Origin of the sequence: Candidatus Leptofilum sp. (assembly GCF_965223285.1) — a bacterium.
Taxonomy (GTDB): domain Bacteria; phylum Chloroflexota; class Anaerolineae; order Promineifilales; family Promineifilaceae; genus Leptofilum.
This window is the reverse complement of sequence record NZ_OZ244997.1, coordinates 4,568,508-4,587,282: the sequence shown is the minus strand read 5'-3', so window position 1 is coordinate 4,587,282 and position 18,775 is coordinate 4,568,508. Positions and strand designations below refer to the sequence as shown.

10 protein-coding genes and 2 pseudogenes are annotated in these 18,775 nt (G+C 53.3%); 8 read left to right on the top strand and 4 right to left on the bottom strand.

All coding sequences use genetic code 11. The annotated features are described in order from the left end of the window. Positions 1-77 precede the first annotated feature (77 nt). Together ACOQPU_RS20615 and ACOQPU_RS20610 are read left to right on the top strand one after the other, a co-directional pair. A pseudogene (locus ACOQPU_RS20615) lies at positions 78-980 on the top strand (Ig-like domain-containing protein); the annotation flags it as partial. Between the two features lie 54 nt (positions 981-1,034). Further along, a pseudogene (locus ACOQPU_RS20610) lies at positions 1,035-2,756 on the top strand (ExeM/NucH family extracellular endonuclease); the annotation flags it as partial. 1,234 nt (positions 2,757-3,990) lie between these two features. Here ACOQPU_RS20610 and ACOQPU_RS20605 read toward each other — a convergent pair. From ACOQPU_RS20605 to ACOQPU_RS20590, 4 genes are read right to left on the bottom strand one after another with little or no spacing between them, the layout of a single operon-like run. Continuing rightward, positions 3,991-6,141 carry a response regulator gene (locus ACOQPU_RS20605; RefSeq protein ID WP_420641721.1) on the bottom strand — a complete coding sequence of 717 codons (2,151 nt, stop codon included), beginning with the start codon at positions 6,139-6,141 and terminating at the stop codon, positions 3,991-3,993. A 3-nt stretch (positions 6,142-6,144) separates the two neighbouring features. Then, complete coding sequence (locus ACOQPU_RS20600; protein ID WP_420641720.1) at positions 6,145-6,546, bottom strand: response regulator; 402 nt, start codon at positions 6,544-6,546, stop codon at positions 6,145-6,147. A 35-nt stretch (positions 6,547-6,581) separates the two neighbouring features. Beyond that, positions 6,582-6,995, bottom strand: coding sequence for a response regulator (locus ACOQPU_RS20595; RefSeq protein ID WP_420641719.1), 414 nt, complete (start codon positions 6,993-6,995; stop codon positions 6,582-6,584). Then, positions 6,996-11,675, bottom strand: a complete 4,680-nt coding sequence (locus tag ACOQPU_RS20590) for a BREX system ATP-binding domain-containing protein (RefSeq protein WP_420641718.1) — start codon at positions 11,673-11,675, stop codon at positions 6,996-6,998. A 109-nt stretch (positions 11,676-11,784) separates the two neighbouring features. Between ACOQPU_RS20590 and ACOQPU_RS20585 the strand changes: the two genes are divergently transcribed. The 6 genes from ACOQPU_RS20585 to ACOQPU_RS20560 all read left to right on the top strand — a co-directional run bounded on the left by ACOQPU_RS20585 (position 11,785) and on the right by ACOQPU_RS20560 (position 18,721). Next, positions 11,785-12,876: a pyridoxal phosphate-dependent aminotransferase gene (locus tag ACOQPU_RS20585; protein ID WP_420641717.1), complete on the top strand. Its 1,092-nt coding sequence runs from the start codon at positions 11,785-11,787 to the stop codon at positions 12,874-12,876. A gap of 53 nt (positions 12,877-12,929) precedes the next feature. Beyond that, positions 12,930-13,799, top strand: coding sequence for a helix-turn-helix domain-containing protein (locus tag ACOQPU_RS20580; RefSeq protein WP_420641716.1), 870 nt, complete (start codon positions 12,930-12,932; stop codon positions 13,797-13,799). A 351-nt stretch (positions 13,800-14,150) separates the two neighbouring features. Continuing rightward, positions 14,151-15,773: a thiamine pyrophosphate-dependent enzyme gene (locus ACOQPU_RS20575; protein ID WP_420641715.1), complete on the top strand. Its 1,623-nt coding sequence runs from the start codon at positions 14,151-14,153 to the stop codon at positions 15,771-15,773. A 115-nt stretch (positions 15,774-15,888) separates the two neighbouring features. Further along, on the top strand, positions 15,889-17,133 hold the full coding sequence (locus ACOQPU_RS20570; RefSeq protein WP_420641714.1) for a hypothetical protein: 1,245 nt from the start codon (positions 15,889-15,891) through the stop codon (positions 17,131-17,133). Positions 17,134-17,218: 85 nt separating this feature from the next. After that, positions 17,219-17,776 carry a hypothetical protein gene (locus ACOQPU_RS20565; protein WP_420641713.1) on the top strand — a complete coding sequence of 186 codons (558 nt, stop codon included), beginning with the start codon at positions 17,219-17,221 and terminating at the stop codon, positions 17,774-17,776. A gap of 75 nt (positions 17,777-17,851) precedes the next feature. Continuing rightward, positions 17,852-18,721 carry a hypothetical protein gene (locus ACOQPU_RS20560; RefSeq protein ID WP_420641712.1) on the top strand — a complete coding sequence of 290 codons (870 nt, stop codon included), beginning with the start codon at positions 17,852-17,854 and terminating at the stop codon, positions 18,719-18,721. Positions 18,722-18,775: the final 54 nt, after the last annotated feature.

Genomic DNA, 18,775 nt, shown 5'->3' with positions numbered 1-18,775 from the left:
TTGTCTCATCAGACAACATCTTATATAAATCCCCAGCTTATCAACCACAACAACTCCCACCTCTGGAGAAAATAAATATGCGTGGCAAACGACTTTTAGTTCGACTTCTACTCTTGACTACACTTTTTTCGTTTCCCTTTTTAATTAACCCCGCGCCTGCACAGGCCGTAGCAACCTCACTTTTTATCTCCGAATACGTTGAAGGCTCCTCCAACAACAAAGCAATTGAAATCTATAACGGCACGGGAACGGCCGTTGACCTCAGCACCAACAGCTACCAATTGGAGTTCTACTTCAACGGCAACACCTCACCCCTTACCACTATCCCCTTAACGGGCACGGTGGCGGATGGAGACGTGTATGTAGTGGCTGACAATGATGCCGTCGCTACCATCCTCAACGAAGCCGACCTTATCTCTTCAAGCTCCTTTTTTAACGGGGACGACACCATCATTTTGCGCCAAAACACAACTATCATTGATGTCATTGGTCAATTGGGCTTCGACCCAGGCAGCCAGTGGGGCAGTGGCGACACCTCCACCCAAAACAATACCATGCAGCGGATGGATACTGTTTGCGGCGGCGACAGCAATGAAGCTGATGCCTTTGTTCCCGCAGTTGAATGGATTGGTTTGCCGCAAGATACTTTCACCGGGTTGGGTAGCCACACCGCCAATTGCGGCGATGGTCCGCCATCTGTGGTAAGCACCTCCCCTGTGAACGGCGCACCCAACGTTGCCTTGAATGCCGACATCACTGTCAACTTCAATGAAGCGGTCACGCTAGGCGGTAGCTGGGTGAATGTTAGCTGTACAACGAGTGGGATGGTAACGGCCGTTACCACCGGCGGCCCCCAAAGCTACACAGTCAACCCCTCGACCGATTTCGTTGCGGGGGAAACCTGCACCGTTACCGTCTTTGCCAATCAAGTCACCGACCAGGACGGCACGCTAGACAACATGGTCAGCGATTACGTCTTCAACTTTAGCACTGTCTCCGGTGGTTTTGGCAACTGTGGCGACAATGCCACCCTCATCAGTGCCGTGCAGGGCAGCGGCAGCAGCAGCCCGCTCAACGGCGTTGCCGATGTCATCATCGAGGGCGTGGTTGTTGGTGATTACCAGGATACGGTCAATGAACTGGCAGGTTTCTACCTACAAGAAGAAGATGCTGACGCTGACGGCAATGCCGCTACCTCCGAAGGTGTCTTCGTGTACGACAACGGCTTTGGCGTCGATGTCGCTCTGGGCGATGTAGTCCGGCTGCAAGGTACCGTCACCGAGTTTGAATCGACAGCAGGTAGCGGCGCATTCCTCACAGAGATGACCACACTCACCACCGTAACCGTCTGCAGCAGCGGGGCCAGCGTAACGCCAGCCACCATCACCCTTCCCCTCACGGCACTCACCGATTTGGAGCCATACGAAGGGATGCTGGTCACCTTCCCACAAACGCTAGACGTCACGGAAACGTACAATTTGGCACGATATGGCAACGTCGATTTATCGCTGAGCCGTCTCTTTAACCCCACGCAAGTGACCACACCCGGCGCAGCCGCCAATGCCCTACAAACTCAAAACGACCTCAGCCGCATTTTGCTGGATGATGCCAACGGGGCGCAAAACAAAGACCCGGTCATCTACCCCGCTCCTGAACTGAGTGCGGCTAATCCTTTACGCGGTGGGGCAACGGTAACTGGCCTAACGGCCGTTCTTGACCAACGTTTCGACACCTACCGACTGCAACCAGTAGGCACCATCAACTTTGTAGATAGCAATCCAAGAACGGCTGCACCAACGGCCGTTGGCGGCAGTCTGCGCGTGGCTAGCTTCAACGTCCTCAACTACTTCAACGGCAACGGCAGCGGCGGTGGCTTCCCCACCTCACGCGGAGCCGACAGCCTGTCTGAGTTCAATCGGCAGCGGGACAAAATCATCGCCGCCCTGGCCGCCATCGACGCCGACATAGTTGGCCTCATCGAGATTGAAAACGACGGTTACGGCAGCCAAAGTGCCATCCAGGATTTGGTCAACGGCCTCAACGCCGCCACCGCACCCGGCACCTACGCCTTCATCAATCCCGGCGTCAGCCAAATTGGCACCGATGAAATTGCCGTTGGCTTCATTTACAAACCGGCATCTGTCACCCCCAGTGGCGCGGCCGCAATTCTAGACTCGTCAGTCGATCCGCTCTTCCTGGACACCAAAAACCGCCCGGCTCTAGCCCAAACCTTCAGCCAAAACGGCAGTGGTGAAACGTTCACCATTGTCGTGAACCATTTCAAATCCAAAGGCTCCACCTGTACAGACGTGGGCGACCCTGATTTGGGCGATGGGCAAGGCAACTGCAACGTCACCCGCACCAACGCCGCCACCGCCCTGGTTAACTGGCTGGCCACAGACCCCACCAGCAGCGGCGACAGCGATTTCCTCATTGTGGGCGATCTGAATGCCTACGCTATGGAAGACCCCATCACTGCCATCACCAACGCTGGCTACACGGATTTGGGCAACAGCTTGTCTAATGCATACTCCTACGTCTTCCAGGGGCAGTACGGCACGCTAGATTACGCGCTCTCCAGTGCCAGCTTAACTTCACAGGTGAGCGGCGTCACCACCTGGCACATCAATTCGGATGAGCCGCGTGCGTTGGATTACAATGAAGAGTTCAAAACAGCTAACCAGATTTCGCTTTACTACAGTGCCGATGCGTACCGCTCTTCTGACCACGATCCAGTAGTCATTGGGCTAGATTTGGGTGGAACGCCCCCCACACCAACCCCTATCACGCCGACAGCGACCAATACGCCATTGCCAACAGCTACCAACACACCGCTGCCGACAGTGACCAATACGCCACTGCCAACGGCAACCAACACGCCATTGCCAACGGTCACCAATACACCACTGCCAACGGCGACCAATACGCCACTACCAACGGCAACGAACACGCCAATTCCACCAACGCCAACACCAACCTCCCCACCACCTTCCGGTGATGTGCTCTATGTCAGTTCATCGAGTGGAGGCAGTGTGGGTGGCGTCTCGTTTGCGGATGAGGATATCTTGGCGTTTGATGAGGCAACTGGGACATGGAGTAAATATTTCGATGGCTCTGATGTGGGTCTCAGCGGGGCTGGCGCACGTGACGTAGACGCCTTTCATCTGCTGGATGATGGTTCTATCCTGCTTAGCTTTGTGGGAGCCACCACTATCCCCGATGTCGGCTCCGTGGATGATTCTGACATTGTACGTTTTGTCCCCACAATGTTGGGCAACACGACTGCTGGCAGCTTTGAAATGTACTTCGATGGCTCAGATGTTGACCTAACCCGTGGCGGCGAAGATGTTGACGGCATTTTTGTCACTGCTTCCGGGGATTTGCTCATCAGCACCTCTGGCAATGTCAATGTCCCTGGGGTAAGCGGCGGCCGGGATGAAGATATTCTGCGCTTTAGCCCGACCAGCCTGGGCAGCAATACCAGCGGCAGTTGGAGCCTGGAATTTGACGGCTCTGACGTGGGATTAGATGGCTCCAGTTCGGAAGATGTGTGGGGTATTTGGCAAGATGAGGCGAATGGTGACATCTATGCAACCACGCTGGGCAGTTTTGGCGTAGCTGGCGTTTCTGGCGACGGTGCGGACATCTTTGCCTGTGGCTCACCCACCACTGGCAGCAACACGGCCTGCTCCTTCTCGCTGTTCTGGGACGGCTCTGCCAATGGTTTTGGTGGTGAAGCGATGGATGGGCTGTTTGTAGAACGGCCGTAATCCACGCATCCCCAAACAAAATAAAAGCCCACCGAGGACATTTCCTGGGTGGGCTTTTTTATCTCCGCCAAAAGCTGATCCTACGGCATTGAGAGAATGCCCACCAGTACGCCGCCTCATCTTCATACCTCGGCACTGAGTGCAGCCAACGTGGCGGTTTCTGACCAATCTTCGGCGATTTGCCGGTTAAAAAGGGGGCCAAAGCGTCGCTTTGGGGAGGTTATGCGCTAGCGACAAGCTCGGTAGCTGCCTGTTGCAAAACTTGGGTCAAAGCCTCTAGGCTCATTGGCTTGCTGATGTAACCGTCCATGCCAATTGCCAGATATTTCTCCCGCTCTCCTCGCATGGCGTTGGCTGTCATGGCCACAATGCGCGGTTGCGCCTGCGTGGGAAACAATGTGCGAATGCGCTGGGTGGCAGCCACGCCATCCATTTCCGGCATCTGCACATCCATCAACACCAGATCGAAAGGCTGCTGCCTGAGAGCGGCAATTGCCTCAACACCATTGCTGGTAATTGTTGCCTGATACCCTAGCCGTGCCAGCATTTTTGCCGCTACTTTTTGGTTCACAATATTGTCTTCCGCTATCAAAATTCGCAGCGGATATTTTTGCGCCATATCTTCTCTAAATAGGAGGCCTGTTTGCTTGGCACGTTGTTGAGCATCCTCCGGGGAGAAAATATTCTCTAAGGCATTGTGCAAATGGCTTGTTTTTAATGGCAAGGAAACGGCCGTAATCTGCCCACTGCTCAAGCTATCTGGTAACCGCTGCCCCCATTTGGTAAGCACCACGATGGGCAAGCTGGGATGTTTGGCTTTTAGCTGGGCTAGCAAGGCCGCCCCATCTTCGGCAATATTGTTCAAATCTACAAAAAGCAGATCAGCTACTGTGAGCTGCTGCCAGGTTTGCAAGGTAGAAACGGCCGTTGCCAGCGGCACGTGCCACCGCCGTAACTGTTGGGCCAAAAATTGCTGGTTAGTTGCGTTATTACTGAGGAGCAATGCTTGTTTGTTGGCAAACTTTTGGCTAGGTGACATGGCTGTTGCCGACTCAGACGCTGCGGCCTGAATGGCACATGTAAACGTGGAGCCTTGGCTCACCACGCTTTCTGCACTTAGCTCACCGCCCATCATTTCGGCCAGCCGCTTGCTAATAGCCAACCCCAGCCCGGTGCCCCCATAGTGCCTGGTCGTCGAGGCGTCTGCCTGGCTAAACAGACCAAACAGGCGGCCTATCTTCTCTTGCGGAATGCCAATACCGGTATCCTGTACCGAAAAACAGACGGTCTTGGGAGAAACAGCCACTTCGGCTGCGCTCAGTGCGGACGTTGCCATTTCCACATCACACCCCATCCGTACTCTAACGATAATCTCCCCCTGCTCCGTAAACTTCACCGCATTGCTCAACAAGTTGGTAAGAATTTGGCGGACGCGGGTCACGTCTTGCACCAAAAAATCAGGTACTGTCTCGTCAACAAAATAGGCCAGGGTGAGGTCTTTCTCGGCCGCTTTTGGCGCAATCAGGTCAAACGCTTCCTCAACACAGTTAACAACCGAAAAAGAAACCTTTTCCAATTCCAGCTTGTTCGCTTCAATTTTAGAAAAATCAAGAATATCGTTGATGAGGGTAAGCAAGGTGTCGCCGCTGGTGCGAATGGTTTTCACCAAATCACGTTGCTCAGGGTCTAGCTTGGTTTCTTGCAGCAGGCTGGTCATGCCCAGCACGCCGTTCATGGGGGTGCGTAATTCATGCGTCATGCTAGACAGAAAAACGCTTTTGGCACTGTTGGCAGCTTCTGCGGCCTCTTTTGCCTCAGCCAGTTCGTACGTTCGCGCTTCAACCAAATGCTCTAAATTCTCATTGATGTGGGCATTTTCAATAGAAACGGCCGCTTGGTTACCAAAAAATTCCAAGGGGATTAAATCTTCTTTGGAAAACCGATTAGAAGTGGAGCGATTTTCAACATAAATGGCACCAATGATGCGGTTACGGGTAATGAGAGGGGCACACATGATGGAGCGCAGCCGCATGGCCATAACACTGTGAGCCGTAGCAAAGTTGGGGTCCATTAGCGCATTGCGCACCACAATGGATTGTTGCGTTTGGATCACCTTATTGAGTACGGAATGGCTAATTGCGTCCGCATCAGACGCAATATCAATACCGTCGGCACGACGCTTGACGCGAAAATCCAGTTCGCCATCCTCTTGCAGCAGGACAACATACCCATACTCGGCACCCACCAGTTTAATCATCTCGTCCACCACATAAGACAGCAGCGGATCAAGCGCGCGCATCTCTGCCATGTGCTGGCTTACCGAGAGGAGATGGGTCAACAGCGTTGAGTTTTGAATCTGGATTTCAGACACAATCTATCCCCAGTAGGTTTCACCTGCCAATATTTCGATGAGCTGGTCCGGGAAGTGACGTCGGTTGATGGGTTTACTAATAAAGCCGTGAAACCCTTTCTCTCTGGCTTTGGGTATTTCTACATCTGGGTCAGCGGCCGAAACAGCCACAACAGGGACACCATCCAGTTCAGGCATCTCGCGGATGGCGTCGTACACATCATACCCAGAGGCCTGCCCTGGCAACATCAAATCAAGCAATATTAAATCGAGTGGAAATGGGTGGTTTTTCAGTCGGCTGAGGGTGGTGTCTCCCCAATGATCATGGGTAATGATGGCCCCGTGCTGGCGCAAAATTGTGAGAATGACAGAGTAGTTGATGGGGTCATCTTCTAGTAAGAAGATGTTTTTTCCTTTTAATGACATTGTAAATAGCCTATTTCTGGAGCAGCCTGGATCATTCAGGCAATATACCAAACTGATTCTCCAGCTAAAATGCGCTGTACCAGTTCTGGAAACACTTGGCGGATAATGGGTTTGCTAATGAGTCCGTGAAACCCGGCTTGTCGCATTTTTTCTATATCATTTGGCATCACTTTGGCCGTTACCGCAACAATTTTGGTAGCATGGAACAAGGGTGTTTGCAGCAATTTGTGCAAAATATTGTACCCGTCAAACGGCCGTATAACCACATCTAAAAACACTACATCCGGCACAAAATTAAGTTGGCTAAGCTGCTCATCTAGTTGAGCACTACTCTCCCTTAAAGCAACGGAGCGACTCTGCAACATTTGGCGCAACATGATGTCCAGAATATCTCGCGTTTTGGGATCATCATCGAAAATTAAAAACGATTTTTCCGCCAAATTGTGCATCTATTCATTATCCTGCGTGACGGGCAAATGTACATAGAACGTTGTACCTAACCCTGGCTCACTTTCAAACCAGATACGCCCGCCATGCAGGGCAACCAGCTCGTGGGTGATAGCCATCCCCAAGCCGGTGCTAACCACATTGCTCACGTTGGCTCTGGCTTGGCCATACGCCTCAAACACCAAATGATGATCTTCAGCTACGATGCCTACGCCACTGTCTTTTACCACAATCTCGACGCTCTTCTCAGCCACTAATTGCCGGGCGCAAATGGTGATGGTGCCTTGCTCTGTATATTTGGCGGCGTTAGACAAGATATTTAGCAAAATTTGCCGGAGGCGTCGCCTGTCTGCCTGAATCGTGGGCAGATTTTCGGCAATGTCCACAACCAGCTCAATGGGCTGGTCTTTAATAAGCCCTTTTGCGGTGGAAACAGCGTGTTGCATCGTTTTGTTCAGGTCAATTGGTTCAAAGATGAGTCGCGTCATGCCCGCCTCAACCTTGTTCAAATCCAAAATATCATTGATCAGACTCAATAAATGTTCACCGCTGTCCAGGGCTTGCTGCAAGGCAGTCTTTTGTTCCTCGTTAACCCCTCCATATAGGCCATCTTGCACAAAACCGGTGAAGTTGAGAATGGCGTTGAGTGGCGTGCGCAGCTCATGGGACATATTGGAGAGGAACTGTGTTTTGGCTTCGTTGGCTGCTTCGGCAACCTCCTTGGCCTCGGCCAGCTCCCAAGTGCGTTCGGCGACCAGATTTTCCAGATTTTCGTTGAGATTGGCGTTTTCAATGGCAACGGCCGCTTGATTGCTGAAAAATTCCAGGGGTGCTAAATCTTCATCTGAGAAACGGCCGCTTTTAGAGCGATTCTCCACGTAAATGGCCCCAATAATGCGATCCTGCGTGATGAGCGGCGCACACATGATAGAACGAAGCTGCATAGCCATCACGCTGTGGGCTTCACCAAAGCGCGGATCGAGCAGCGCGTTGCGCACCACTAATGATTCCTGAGTGCGTAGAACTTCGTCCAGGACAGAGCGGCTGATGGTATCGGCATCGGATTGAATCTGCGTGCCGTCGGCTAACTGGCGCACGCGGAAATCGAGTGAGCCATCGTCGTTAATGAGTACAATGTAGCCCTGCTCGGCGCCCACAAGCTGCAATACCTCATACATGGCGTAGGAGAGCAGCGGCGCAACGGAGCGCATAGCAGCCATGTAGCGACTGACGGCTAGCAAATGCGTCAGCAATGCCTCGCCGCGTAGCTTTGGCGCTGGCTCATCCTCAGCCTCATCTGGAAATAGATATTGTTCGATAATTTCTTCTTCGCTTCGGGCTGGTTTGGTGGGTTGAAGTGTGTTGGAAACGGCCGTATCTTCCTTCATCTCCTCATAAAGTCGTAAAATTTCCCGATTCTCTGCCACATTTTCTAAAAAACTATGCCGGCTTTTCTCATCTTTTATCTTGGCCGCCCGTTCCTGTAATAGTTGGGAGGCTTGAGCCAGTAAGGTGGTCGCTCGATCGTCATCGCTGGCCTCCAAGCATTGATAAGCCTGTAGAAACACTAAAAAGGGATGTTCTGCACCTTCCAGTTGCGGTTCTTGGGCAATGTAATTCATTACATCATCCAGATACGTGGTTGCCTCTTCCCCTTGAGCGACCGCCACTTGTGCCAGTCCAGCCCATTCTTCCACCATAAAATGAGGCTGGTTTAATTTTTGACATAAGGCGAGCGCCTGTTGGTAATAGGTGCTAGCCTCTGAGTATTTGCCTTGCAAATAAGCAACGATACCTAATTTATGCAAGGAGTATCTTTCTACTTCAAGAAATTTTATTTCACGCCCTTTCGCTAAACTTGCCGCCAAATGCAGTTCGGCATTGACAAAATCCTCCCGCCTAAAAGCGATGTCACCCAAGTTATACCGAATCGTTGCTTCATTGTATTGATCACCTACTTCCAGGCTATTAGCCAAGCTGGCTTCCAGGTATTGGTTAGCCTGCTCAAACTCCCCTCGTTCCCCGGCAATGTAACCTAAATTGTTTAGCGGAACCGAGACAAATGCCTGGCTACCTGTCTCCTTACTAGCTTTCAAAGAAACTGTAAAGAACTGTTGCGCCTCTTCAATATCTCCCAGCGATACAGCAACGGCACCCATAGCTAGCAAGGAGCTAACTTCACTTTTTTTATCGCCTATCTCTCGACTAATGATCAAACTTTGGCGCAACAAGGATTGCGCCTCATCCCAATCGCCTAAACGAGACAATGCCCAACCCCAAGTATAGTAAGCTGACGCATGATCCTTCTCCATAGCTTGAGGAAAGGCAATTACCCGTTGAGCAGCAGCAATCGCCGCCGGAAATTGGTTCATATGGGCGTTGTATTGGGCGTGACGCAAAAAGATCTCTACTTGTTTCTCTGGCTCTGCCAGAGCATCAGCTATTTTTTCCAGCTTATCGATTATTGTCGCCTGCTTCTCCCGCTGTCCTAACAGGTGATACGCGGCTTCTAGCATCAACTGGATCTCATATTGTCCAGATAGATCATCATCTGAGGTCAAAGCCAAGGCGCGATTTAAATAATTGACCGCTTCTGCGTTGGCAAATTGATCGACTGCTTGTTTTCCTGCCAGATAAGCAAATTGGCGTTCTCGGTCTTTGTCGCCCGCTCGCCCCCAATAATGTGTCAGCCGCACAGCCTGATTGGCATCATCAGGGTAAATGTTCTCTACGGCCTGAGCTACTAGTCGATAATAGCCTCTCAATCTCTCTGATGGCAATTCGGCCAGCAAGCCATCCCGTATCTTGCCATGGCTGAACCGCCAGCCATTATCGTGTACTTCCAGCACGGCTGCATCAGCACACAGCGGCAGCCACCAATTTTTCACGTCGATTCCATTGGCTAACTGTTGAATCAGAGGCAGTTCCAGCTCACGTCCGGCAACGGCCGTTTTCACCAGAAGCTGCTTTGCCTCATCCGGTAATCTACCAACCCGCCGCTGCACGATGTCCTGAATGCCATTCGGCAACAGCGTCTCCGGCAGTTGCATCTGTCCAATATCGCCCAGCCGTCCGGCCTCGTCGGCCAAGGCCCGCACCACTTCGACTGCAAAGAAGGCATTGCCTTCGGTCTCCCGCTGGAGCAGAGCTTGTATCTCCTCGTCACGCCCGCCCTCACCGAGCATGGCGACGCTCAAGTCGGCCATCGCTTCTGGCGATAATCGCGCCAGGGGCAGATGAGTCATCTCAGGCAGTTCACTGGGGAGGTTTGGCCGTTCGTCGCTGCGGTAGCTGCCCAGGATGAGTAATGAGTAGTTCCGGATGAGCCGTGTCAAAAAGGGCAGCGGTAGCAGACTAGCTTCTGCCATGTGCAAATCTTCCAGGATGAGGAGCAACGGCCGTTCTGCCCGCCAAAAAAGACGTGCAATTGTTGTAAACAATCGTGTCTGAGCCGCATCCTCTTTTAGCTCCGGTGCGGGTTCAACTTCACGACCAAGAAGTTGTGCCATGTCGGGCACCAGCGGCAGCAGGATGCTCGCCGTCAAATCGTCAATTATCGGCAGTGTGGCCACCAGTTGGCGCGCTGGTTCGCGCCACGCTACGTAGGGCAAGCCACCATCTTCGGACGTTTGGCCACGCAGTACCTGGAAGCCTGCTACCAGTGCCTGGGTGCGCAGCTCGTTAATGAGGCGCGTCTTGCCCACGCCGCTTTCGCCACCAATCACCCAGGCGGAGCCGTTGCCAGCGGCGGCTTGTTCCAGTGCCTCGGTTAGCTGGGCCATTTCGGCTTCCCGCCCTACAAATTTGGCCGCTTGTAGGTAGCTCTCACGGATGGCGTGGGTATCTGCGGGCGGCGGTTGGTTTAGGGCTTCGGCCAGCGCAGTCAGGGCAACATTGGCTGAAGCAAAGCGGTCGGCGGGCTCCTTCGCGAGGAGTTGGCTAAGGAACGGCCGTAACCGCTCCTCGATCTCACTCCAATCTGGCTCTTCCTCCACCACCCGATCCAAAAAGGCGAAATCAAAGGGGGCAAAGGGATGCTCACCCGTGAGCAGTTGGTAAAACAACACGCCAGCGGCATAAAGATCGGCTGCTTCGCTGTATGACCCACCCTCGTACAGTTCGGGTGCCATGTACAGCGGCGTGCCGGTCGAGGCACTGCTGCCAATTTGCTCGCTGGCGGCTAGGCCAAAGTCCAGCAGCCGCACGGTGTGGTCTTGTACCAGCACATTTTCTGGCTTCAAGTCTCGATGCAGCACCCCACGACGGTGCAGGTAAGCCAGAGCTTGCAACAGCTGCTCAATGAGCTTGATTTTGTCGTCAAGGGGTTGGTCTTGTGCGGCTGCCAAAATCGTCTGTGATTCTGACAGGTAGGTCATGGTGAAGAAGGGCTGCCGCTCGGCGTCAAAACCGTAGTCCAACACGCTAATAATGTGGGGATGGCGCAGCCCGGCCAGGGTTTGGAATTCATGGGCCAGAGCCAGACGTAGATCGTCTGCGGAAACGGCCGTATCCTTCGCCGCCTGTTCCACCAGGTTTGTCACCTGCTTCAGGGCAACAATCTCACCCGACAACCGGTCAGTGGCCTTGTAGACAGCACCCATGCCGCCCTGGCCTAATTTTTCGTGGAGATGGTAACGGCCGTTGATTATCAAATTGGTTGCATTCCCTGCTGGTGAAGTCATGTTCCTGTCCTCTGCTAAAACTTACGCTATGATTATAAGCGGATTGGGGTGGATGCTTAATAGGTATTTCGGACATGTACATCAAAATTTGGTGAAAATAAGGTGACTTATGTCAACGCTTGAATATAAACCTGGTCTTTCCGTAGAAGATTTGCCCGCTGACCTGCAAAAAAAGGAGCCGCTTAAGCTGGCCTCGAATGAAAATCCTTTGGGGCCATCCCCTCTGGCCCTACAAGCCATTCGGGATAATCTGGCCACGCTGCATATCTATCCGGCCAAGCAGATTGAACTTCAGCTTCGGCAGGCCATTGCCACCTATTTGGGCCAACAACTTGGCCCCGAACATATCGTCATTGGCAGTGGCGGCATTGAGGTGCTGGAATTTGTAGCACGCAGCTACTTAACCACGCCTGACGCTGAGAGCGTGCTGCCTCGGCAAACCTTTCCTTTTTTGGCACGGTATCACGGCCGTTCTGGCCAAAAAATTAGGTTCTATGATTTAGACGAAGATGATTTCAGCTATTATCCCGACCGTATTGCAGCAGCCATAACACCCCAAACCCGGCTCGTCTATGTTTGCAATCCAAACAATCCTACCGGTACCTATGTGCCCGCTAACGTTCTGCGGCAAATCATGGAAGTTGTGCCTAATGATGTGCTGCTGATACACGACGAAGCGTATTACGATTTTGTCGATGCGCCTGACTATCCAGATGCCGTGCCGGAGGTGCTTGCTGGCAAAAATATCTTTATCATGCGCACCTTTGCCAAAATTTATGGCCTGGCAGGGCTGCGGCTTGGCTTTGGCATTGCCAGCCCGCTAATCATTGATCGGGTGGCCAGTGTGAAGCGGAATTTTCATGTGAATAAATTGGCACTCATAGCTGGGTTGGCTGCGCTCAAGGACGACGCGCATCGGCAGCGCACGTTGGCCAACAACGTTGCCGGTAAGCAATGGCTAACTGGGCAGCTTTCACATCTTGGCTGTCGCGTCTGGCCCAGTCAGGCCAACTTTGTATTGTTTTCGCACAAGACGGTGCCTGCCCAAACGCTCATCGACGGGCTGATGGCCCAAGCCATTATCGTGCGCCCCGCCTTTGGGTTAGACAACCATATTCGGCTCACCATCGGCACGCCGGAAGAAAATGCGCGGCTGGTTGAGAGTTTAACGGCCGTTTTGCAAAAGGAGATTGGAGATTAGAGATCGGAGACTAGTTTAATCTCTAATCTCCAGTCTCCAATCTCCCAAAAATTATGCCCCGCCCCACCCACACTCTTCCCACCCAACCCCTCGCCAAAACGAAGCGGGACTTCTTGATACGGCCGTTCCTCATCGAAACCGATCCGCAAGAAACGCATGAACCGCCCCACCGCCACAACTTTCAGGAAATCTTGTGGGTGCGCTCTGGACGGGGCAAACACGCCATCGACGGCCAGGAGCTAACCATTCAGCCGAACACCTTCTACCTCATTGCCAAAGGTCAGGTGCATCAGCTCATCACCGGCATTGATTTAGACGGGCTGGTCATCCGCTTTACCGATGCCTTCCTGCCTAACTTCCTCTCGCAGGAGATGGGGCATTACCAGACGGTACTGTTCAACAACGTCACCATCAACCACACCCTGCCTGTGCCGCAAGAAAAATTAGCAAATTTTGAGGCACTGTTGGGTTTGCTGTTAGCGGAGTTTGAAGAGGTGGACGGCCGTACCAACCAGGAAGTGCTGCGTCATCTGCTAACAGTGTTGCTGGTGAAGCTAGGGAAGGTGCAGAAAGAGATGGTTCGTGGTGAGGGAACGGCCGTATCTCCTGAAGCCCACCTGTTCCACGAATTCACCTTGCTGCTGGAAGCGCAATACAGCCAAACCCACGCCGTCGCCGACTATGCGCAAATGCTCAACATCACCCCCCGCCAGTTGTCCGACATCACCCGCCACTTTGTGGGGCACACCGCCAAGCATCTCATCGAAGAGCGACTCATCCTGGAAGCCCGGCGGCTGCTTATCTTCACCAACCTGTCTGTGAAAGAAATTGCCCACAAGCTAGGCTACAAAGACCCGTCCCACTTCAGCAAAATCTTCAAAAAGAACACCCACACCACTCCCCAAGATTACAAAACGGCATGACCGCCCACCCATGATGAACCTGCGGTAGGGGCGAGGCAATCGGCCACGATCTTGGTGGAGCAAACAACCTTCTCTCCGATTGCCTCGCCCTGTTTGCCACAATTTTTTGGGCGAGGCGGTGGCGAGACCAGATCAATTGCTACATTCCACACCTTCCGCCACCGCCTCGCCCCTACCCTTCATGATAAAAAATACCAGCCACAGGCACTTTTTTCCATTGGCAAATGCCAAACCTCCGCTAAAATCTCTACACTGAACCGCAAAATGCCATTGAGTAATTCGGTAATTATGTAATTGGGCAGCTTTGCTGCCTGGGTAATTACAAATTACTCAATTACCCAGTTACCTATTATGACCCAACTCACTGGCGGCGAAGCGGCCGTAAAAACCCTCATCGCCCACAACATCCACACCCTCTTTGGTCTGCCTGGCGTGCAAAATGACTGGCTGTATAACGCCCTGTACGACGCCCAAGACCAGATTCGCGTCATTCACACGCGACATGAGCAAGGGGCGGGCTATATGGCACTGGGGTATGCGCTGGCCAAGGGCGAGATTAGCGTTTTCAACGTGGTACCTGGGCCGGGTTTGCTCAACGCTTCAGCCGCTTTGGCAACCGCTTATGGACTCAACGCCCCCGTCCTCTGCCTCACTGGACAAATTCCATCTAACCAAATTGGTTTGGGTAAGGGCGTTCTGCATGAGATTCCCGACCAGCTGGCCATCTTGCGCGGCCTCACCAAATGGGCCGAGCGCGCCAGCAGCGTCGCCGACGTGTCTGGCATCATGTATGCCGCCTTTGCTGAATTGCAAAACGGCCTTCCCCGACCCGTTGCCGTAGAAATACCCATGGACGTGCTGGCCGAGCGCGGCGCAGTAGAACTGGCAGCCAGACCCGCCCCCGTGACCCACCCCCAGCCAGACCTGGAATTAGTTGAAAAAGCAGCAAAAGCACTTGGTGAAGCCAAACGGCCGCTTATCTTCGTAGGCAGCGGCGCGCAAAATGCCAGTACCGAGGTGCGCCAACTGGCGACAATGCTGGAAGCCCCCGTTGTGGGCTACCGCACCGGACAAGGCATCATGGACGGCCGTCACTATCTGAGCCTCCACCTTCCCCCGGCGCACGAACTGTGGAAAACAACCGACGCGGTGCTGCTCATTGGCACCCACGGCCGTATCCCCATAAAAAGCTGGGGCGTGGATGATGAGATGACGCTCATCAAGATTGACATTGATCCAACGACCCACGATTTATTTCACCCGCCCCACATCCCCATCACCGCCCGCGCTGAGGAGACATTGCCGCTGCTGCTGGAGCGTACGGCCGCACATAACCAAAAGCGCACCAGCCGCAAAGATGAGCTTCTTGCCATCAAAGCAGCGTGGGAGCAGCGCACCGCCTACCTGGAACCGCAAAAAAGCTACCTCAAAGTGATCCGCGAGGCGTTGGGTGAGGACGGCATTTTTGTTGATGAGCTAACCCAGGTGGGCTTTGCCAGCCGGATTGTGTACCCGGTTTACCAGCCACGCACCTACATTTCTACCGGCTACATGGGTACGCTAGGCTACGGATTCCCCGCAGCTTTAGGTGTTAAAGTAGCCAAACCTGATCTCCCTGTAATAAGCGTAGCGGGGGATGGTGGTTTTATGTTTGGCGTGCAGGAGTTGGCAACGGCCATGCAGCACCGCATTGGCCTCATCACCATCATTTTCAACAACAACCAGTACGGCAACGTGCAGCAAATGCAGAAAAATTTGTACGGCAACCGGGTCATTGCCAGCAATTTGCATAACCCGGATTTTGTAAAATTGGCCGAATCATTTGGCGCCCAAGGGCTACGGGCAAAATCGCCCCAGGAACTCCGCCGCGCCATCCAACAAGGACTACAAACCGACCTACCCACCGTCATCGAAGTTCCCGTGGGCGACATGCCCAGCGTGGATCGGTTTCGCAAATTACCAAAGGTACGATAACCAGGAGATTGGAGACTGGAGATTAGCGATTGGGCAACCAGTTTTAATCTCCAATCTCCGAATCTCAAATCTCAAAAAAATGCTCGTCATACCAATCGCCTCCAATCTGTATAAAGTGGTTAAAGAAATTGTGCAAAGCAAGCGCATGATCTTCGTCAGCGGCATTCCCGGCGTGGGCAAGAGCTTGCTCATCCAGCAAATGGTGCTTATTGCCAGCGAAGCGGGGCGCGAGGTGCATCTGCTGCGCTACAACTTGGCGCGCCAGCCGTTCGAGACTCAAGTTAACATAACAAAGTACCCCGAAATCGATGGCGTTACCGATCCGGCCATTCGCAAAGCGGTGGGCCTATGGGCGCGAACGGCCGTTCGCGAATGGCATGAAGCACATCCGTCCACCAACCAAATGCTCATTGGTGAATTGCCGCTCATTGGTAACCGACTCATTGAACTGGTGGAACCAACGGAAGATACTGCTGAACCACTGCTAACTAGCGACCAAACCTTGTTCGTGGTACCCGTGCCATCTTGGGAAGTGCGCGAAGTAATCGAAGATACCCGCGCCCGCACCGTTGCCGAGCCGCAAAATGAGCAGGAAAAACTGGATGCGCCACCCAACGTGCTGCAACTGATGTGGCAAGAGGTCAATCGGCTGGCGCGTCAAATTGGGTTGACCAAAGCAAGTCCGCAAACGCCGTACAATCCTTACATTTACGGGGGCGTGTTCGAGGCGCTTTTGCAGCATCGCCCTTCGAAGCTGCTGCTGATTGATGAAGTGCTACGGCCGTCTCGCTCTGTCTATGAGTTGGATGTGCTGTCTGGCATGTTGCAACCCACCGCAGAAGAAGCCAATGCGGCCATTTCTCACGTAGAAAACCAATATTCCTATGACGAGCTGGCAGAGCTGGTACAAAACTGGCACGCGCTCATCACGAAGAATCCAATTCCGCCGGATACTGGCCCGGAACTGCGCCTGCCGCTGCCGCAAACATTGATCAATGCGCCGGAAGAGACGGTATTAACGGCCGTTCAGCGCACCGCCCTACAAAAAATCATCAATCTGCCGCTAGACGCCCCGCCAAATGAAACCATCGCGGCGTTGGATGAAGCAATTGAACAGTTGGGGGTGGATACGGCCGTAACCACCGCTAACGTCCACAAATTCGACGTCTACGACAGCTACTTCAACGTCAGCCGCAGCAGCGAACAAAGCGGGCTGACCTTCCTGCACGGGCTGCTGCAAACGTACCGCAACGTACTGCTCGACCTACAAAAACCGCCGCACACGCTCACTGTCGTTGAACTGCCGCTGCTGCGCATTGCGCTGGAAACGAGCCTGCGGCAGTTTAGGATTAGTGAGTAGTTTGTTAGTGGCTAGTTTTAGTTGCTCGTGGTTGGTACGAGCCACTAGCCGCTAACCACCAGCCACCATTCCGAAGGAAACGATTATGCTAAACATGCAAGAATTGGATCAGGCGCGACAACGTTGGCAGGTGGGCCACCACCTCTTTTTTGCCTACGTGCAGTCCCTCATTCTCATTTGCGATAAGCTGCAAAAGCAGGTAGACGCTGACGATCTCAGTGCCGCCCGTGCCTCAATCGAAGAAGCCACCTACCTCATGTGGGGCATCTCCGTCAGCTTCAAGCTCACGGGCGGCTTCAGCCAGGCCGCTTACGACGGCTACGTGCGTCCCAATATGTTTGAAGCCAGCGAAGGCTTCAGCGGCATGTGGGCGCAGGACCACGACTATTTGATCAAGAAGACAATGCGGCAGCTCAAGCCGCTGTTTGCCAATCCGCCCGATGAACTAGCCCCAGCCGTACAAAAGTTCCGCCAAGCGTTTGCCATCATGTACGACGCGCACAAATACGTCTGCGATAAATTTGAAGGGGGTCAGCCCAGTTTACTCATGGGAGAAACCGCCCAAAAAACGGCCGCAGAAATGATCGACACCTTCAAACGCAATCGGCTGCTGGTGTTGGGCGTGCCCATGCCTGAAAGTTAGGAACAAAAATCAAAGATTACGCAGATTTAACGAATTAACATCTGTTTAATCTGTGAAATCTGCTGATAAAAAACTATGACTGACATCATCCTACCCCCCAATTCCAACATTTACACCACCTTTCAACAGCTAGCCAGCCAGCAGCGCATGGTGTTTCTGGCCGGGCTGCCAGGGACAGGCAAAAGTTTGCTCATCCAGCAGTTGGCGGTGATGGCGCAGCAAGCTGGTCGCACTGTGCATTTGCTGCAGTGGGACGTAACCCGGGCGGCGTTTGAAACGGCCGTTACCCTGCAAAAATACCCCGAAATAGATGGCGTCACCCACCCGGCCATTCGCAAAGCAGTGGGGCTGTGGGCGCGAACGGCCGTTCACAACTGGCACCAAACCTACGGCCCCAGCCACCTGCTCATCGGCGAAGTGCCGCTCATCGGTAACCGCCTCACCGAGCTAACTCAGCCATTGGACGATGCCGCCGAACCGCTGCTAAACAACCCCGCCTGCTGCTTTGTCATTCCCACGCCTAGCAAAGCCGTCCGGCAAGTCATCGAAGACTCCCGCGCCCGCTCCATTGCCAATCCGCAACACGAAAAAGAAGCCCGCGACGCCCAACCCAACGTGCTGCAACTGTTGTGGGAAGAGGTGGCGGCGATTGGTATGCAGCTTCAGCTCATCCAGAAATCGGATTTTTCAGAAAAGTCTGATTTCTTCGCGTACGATCCGGCGGTATACACGGCCGTTTACCAACACCTCCTCCAGCACCGCCATCACCAAACATTACGCATCGACACGGTACTCACGCCCAACGGCTCTGCCTACGCCCTGCGCATCAACGGCACCGAACTCGCCGCCACGCCAACCGAAGTCACCCAAACGATGCAGCAAATTGAAACTGAATTTTCTCGCGACGGTCTGGAAACGTCCGTTGCCAACTGGTACAGATTATGAGTCCACAGATTAGCGCAGATTGACGCAGATTAGAAGTTAAAAAATCTGCGTCAA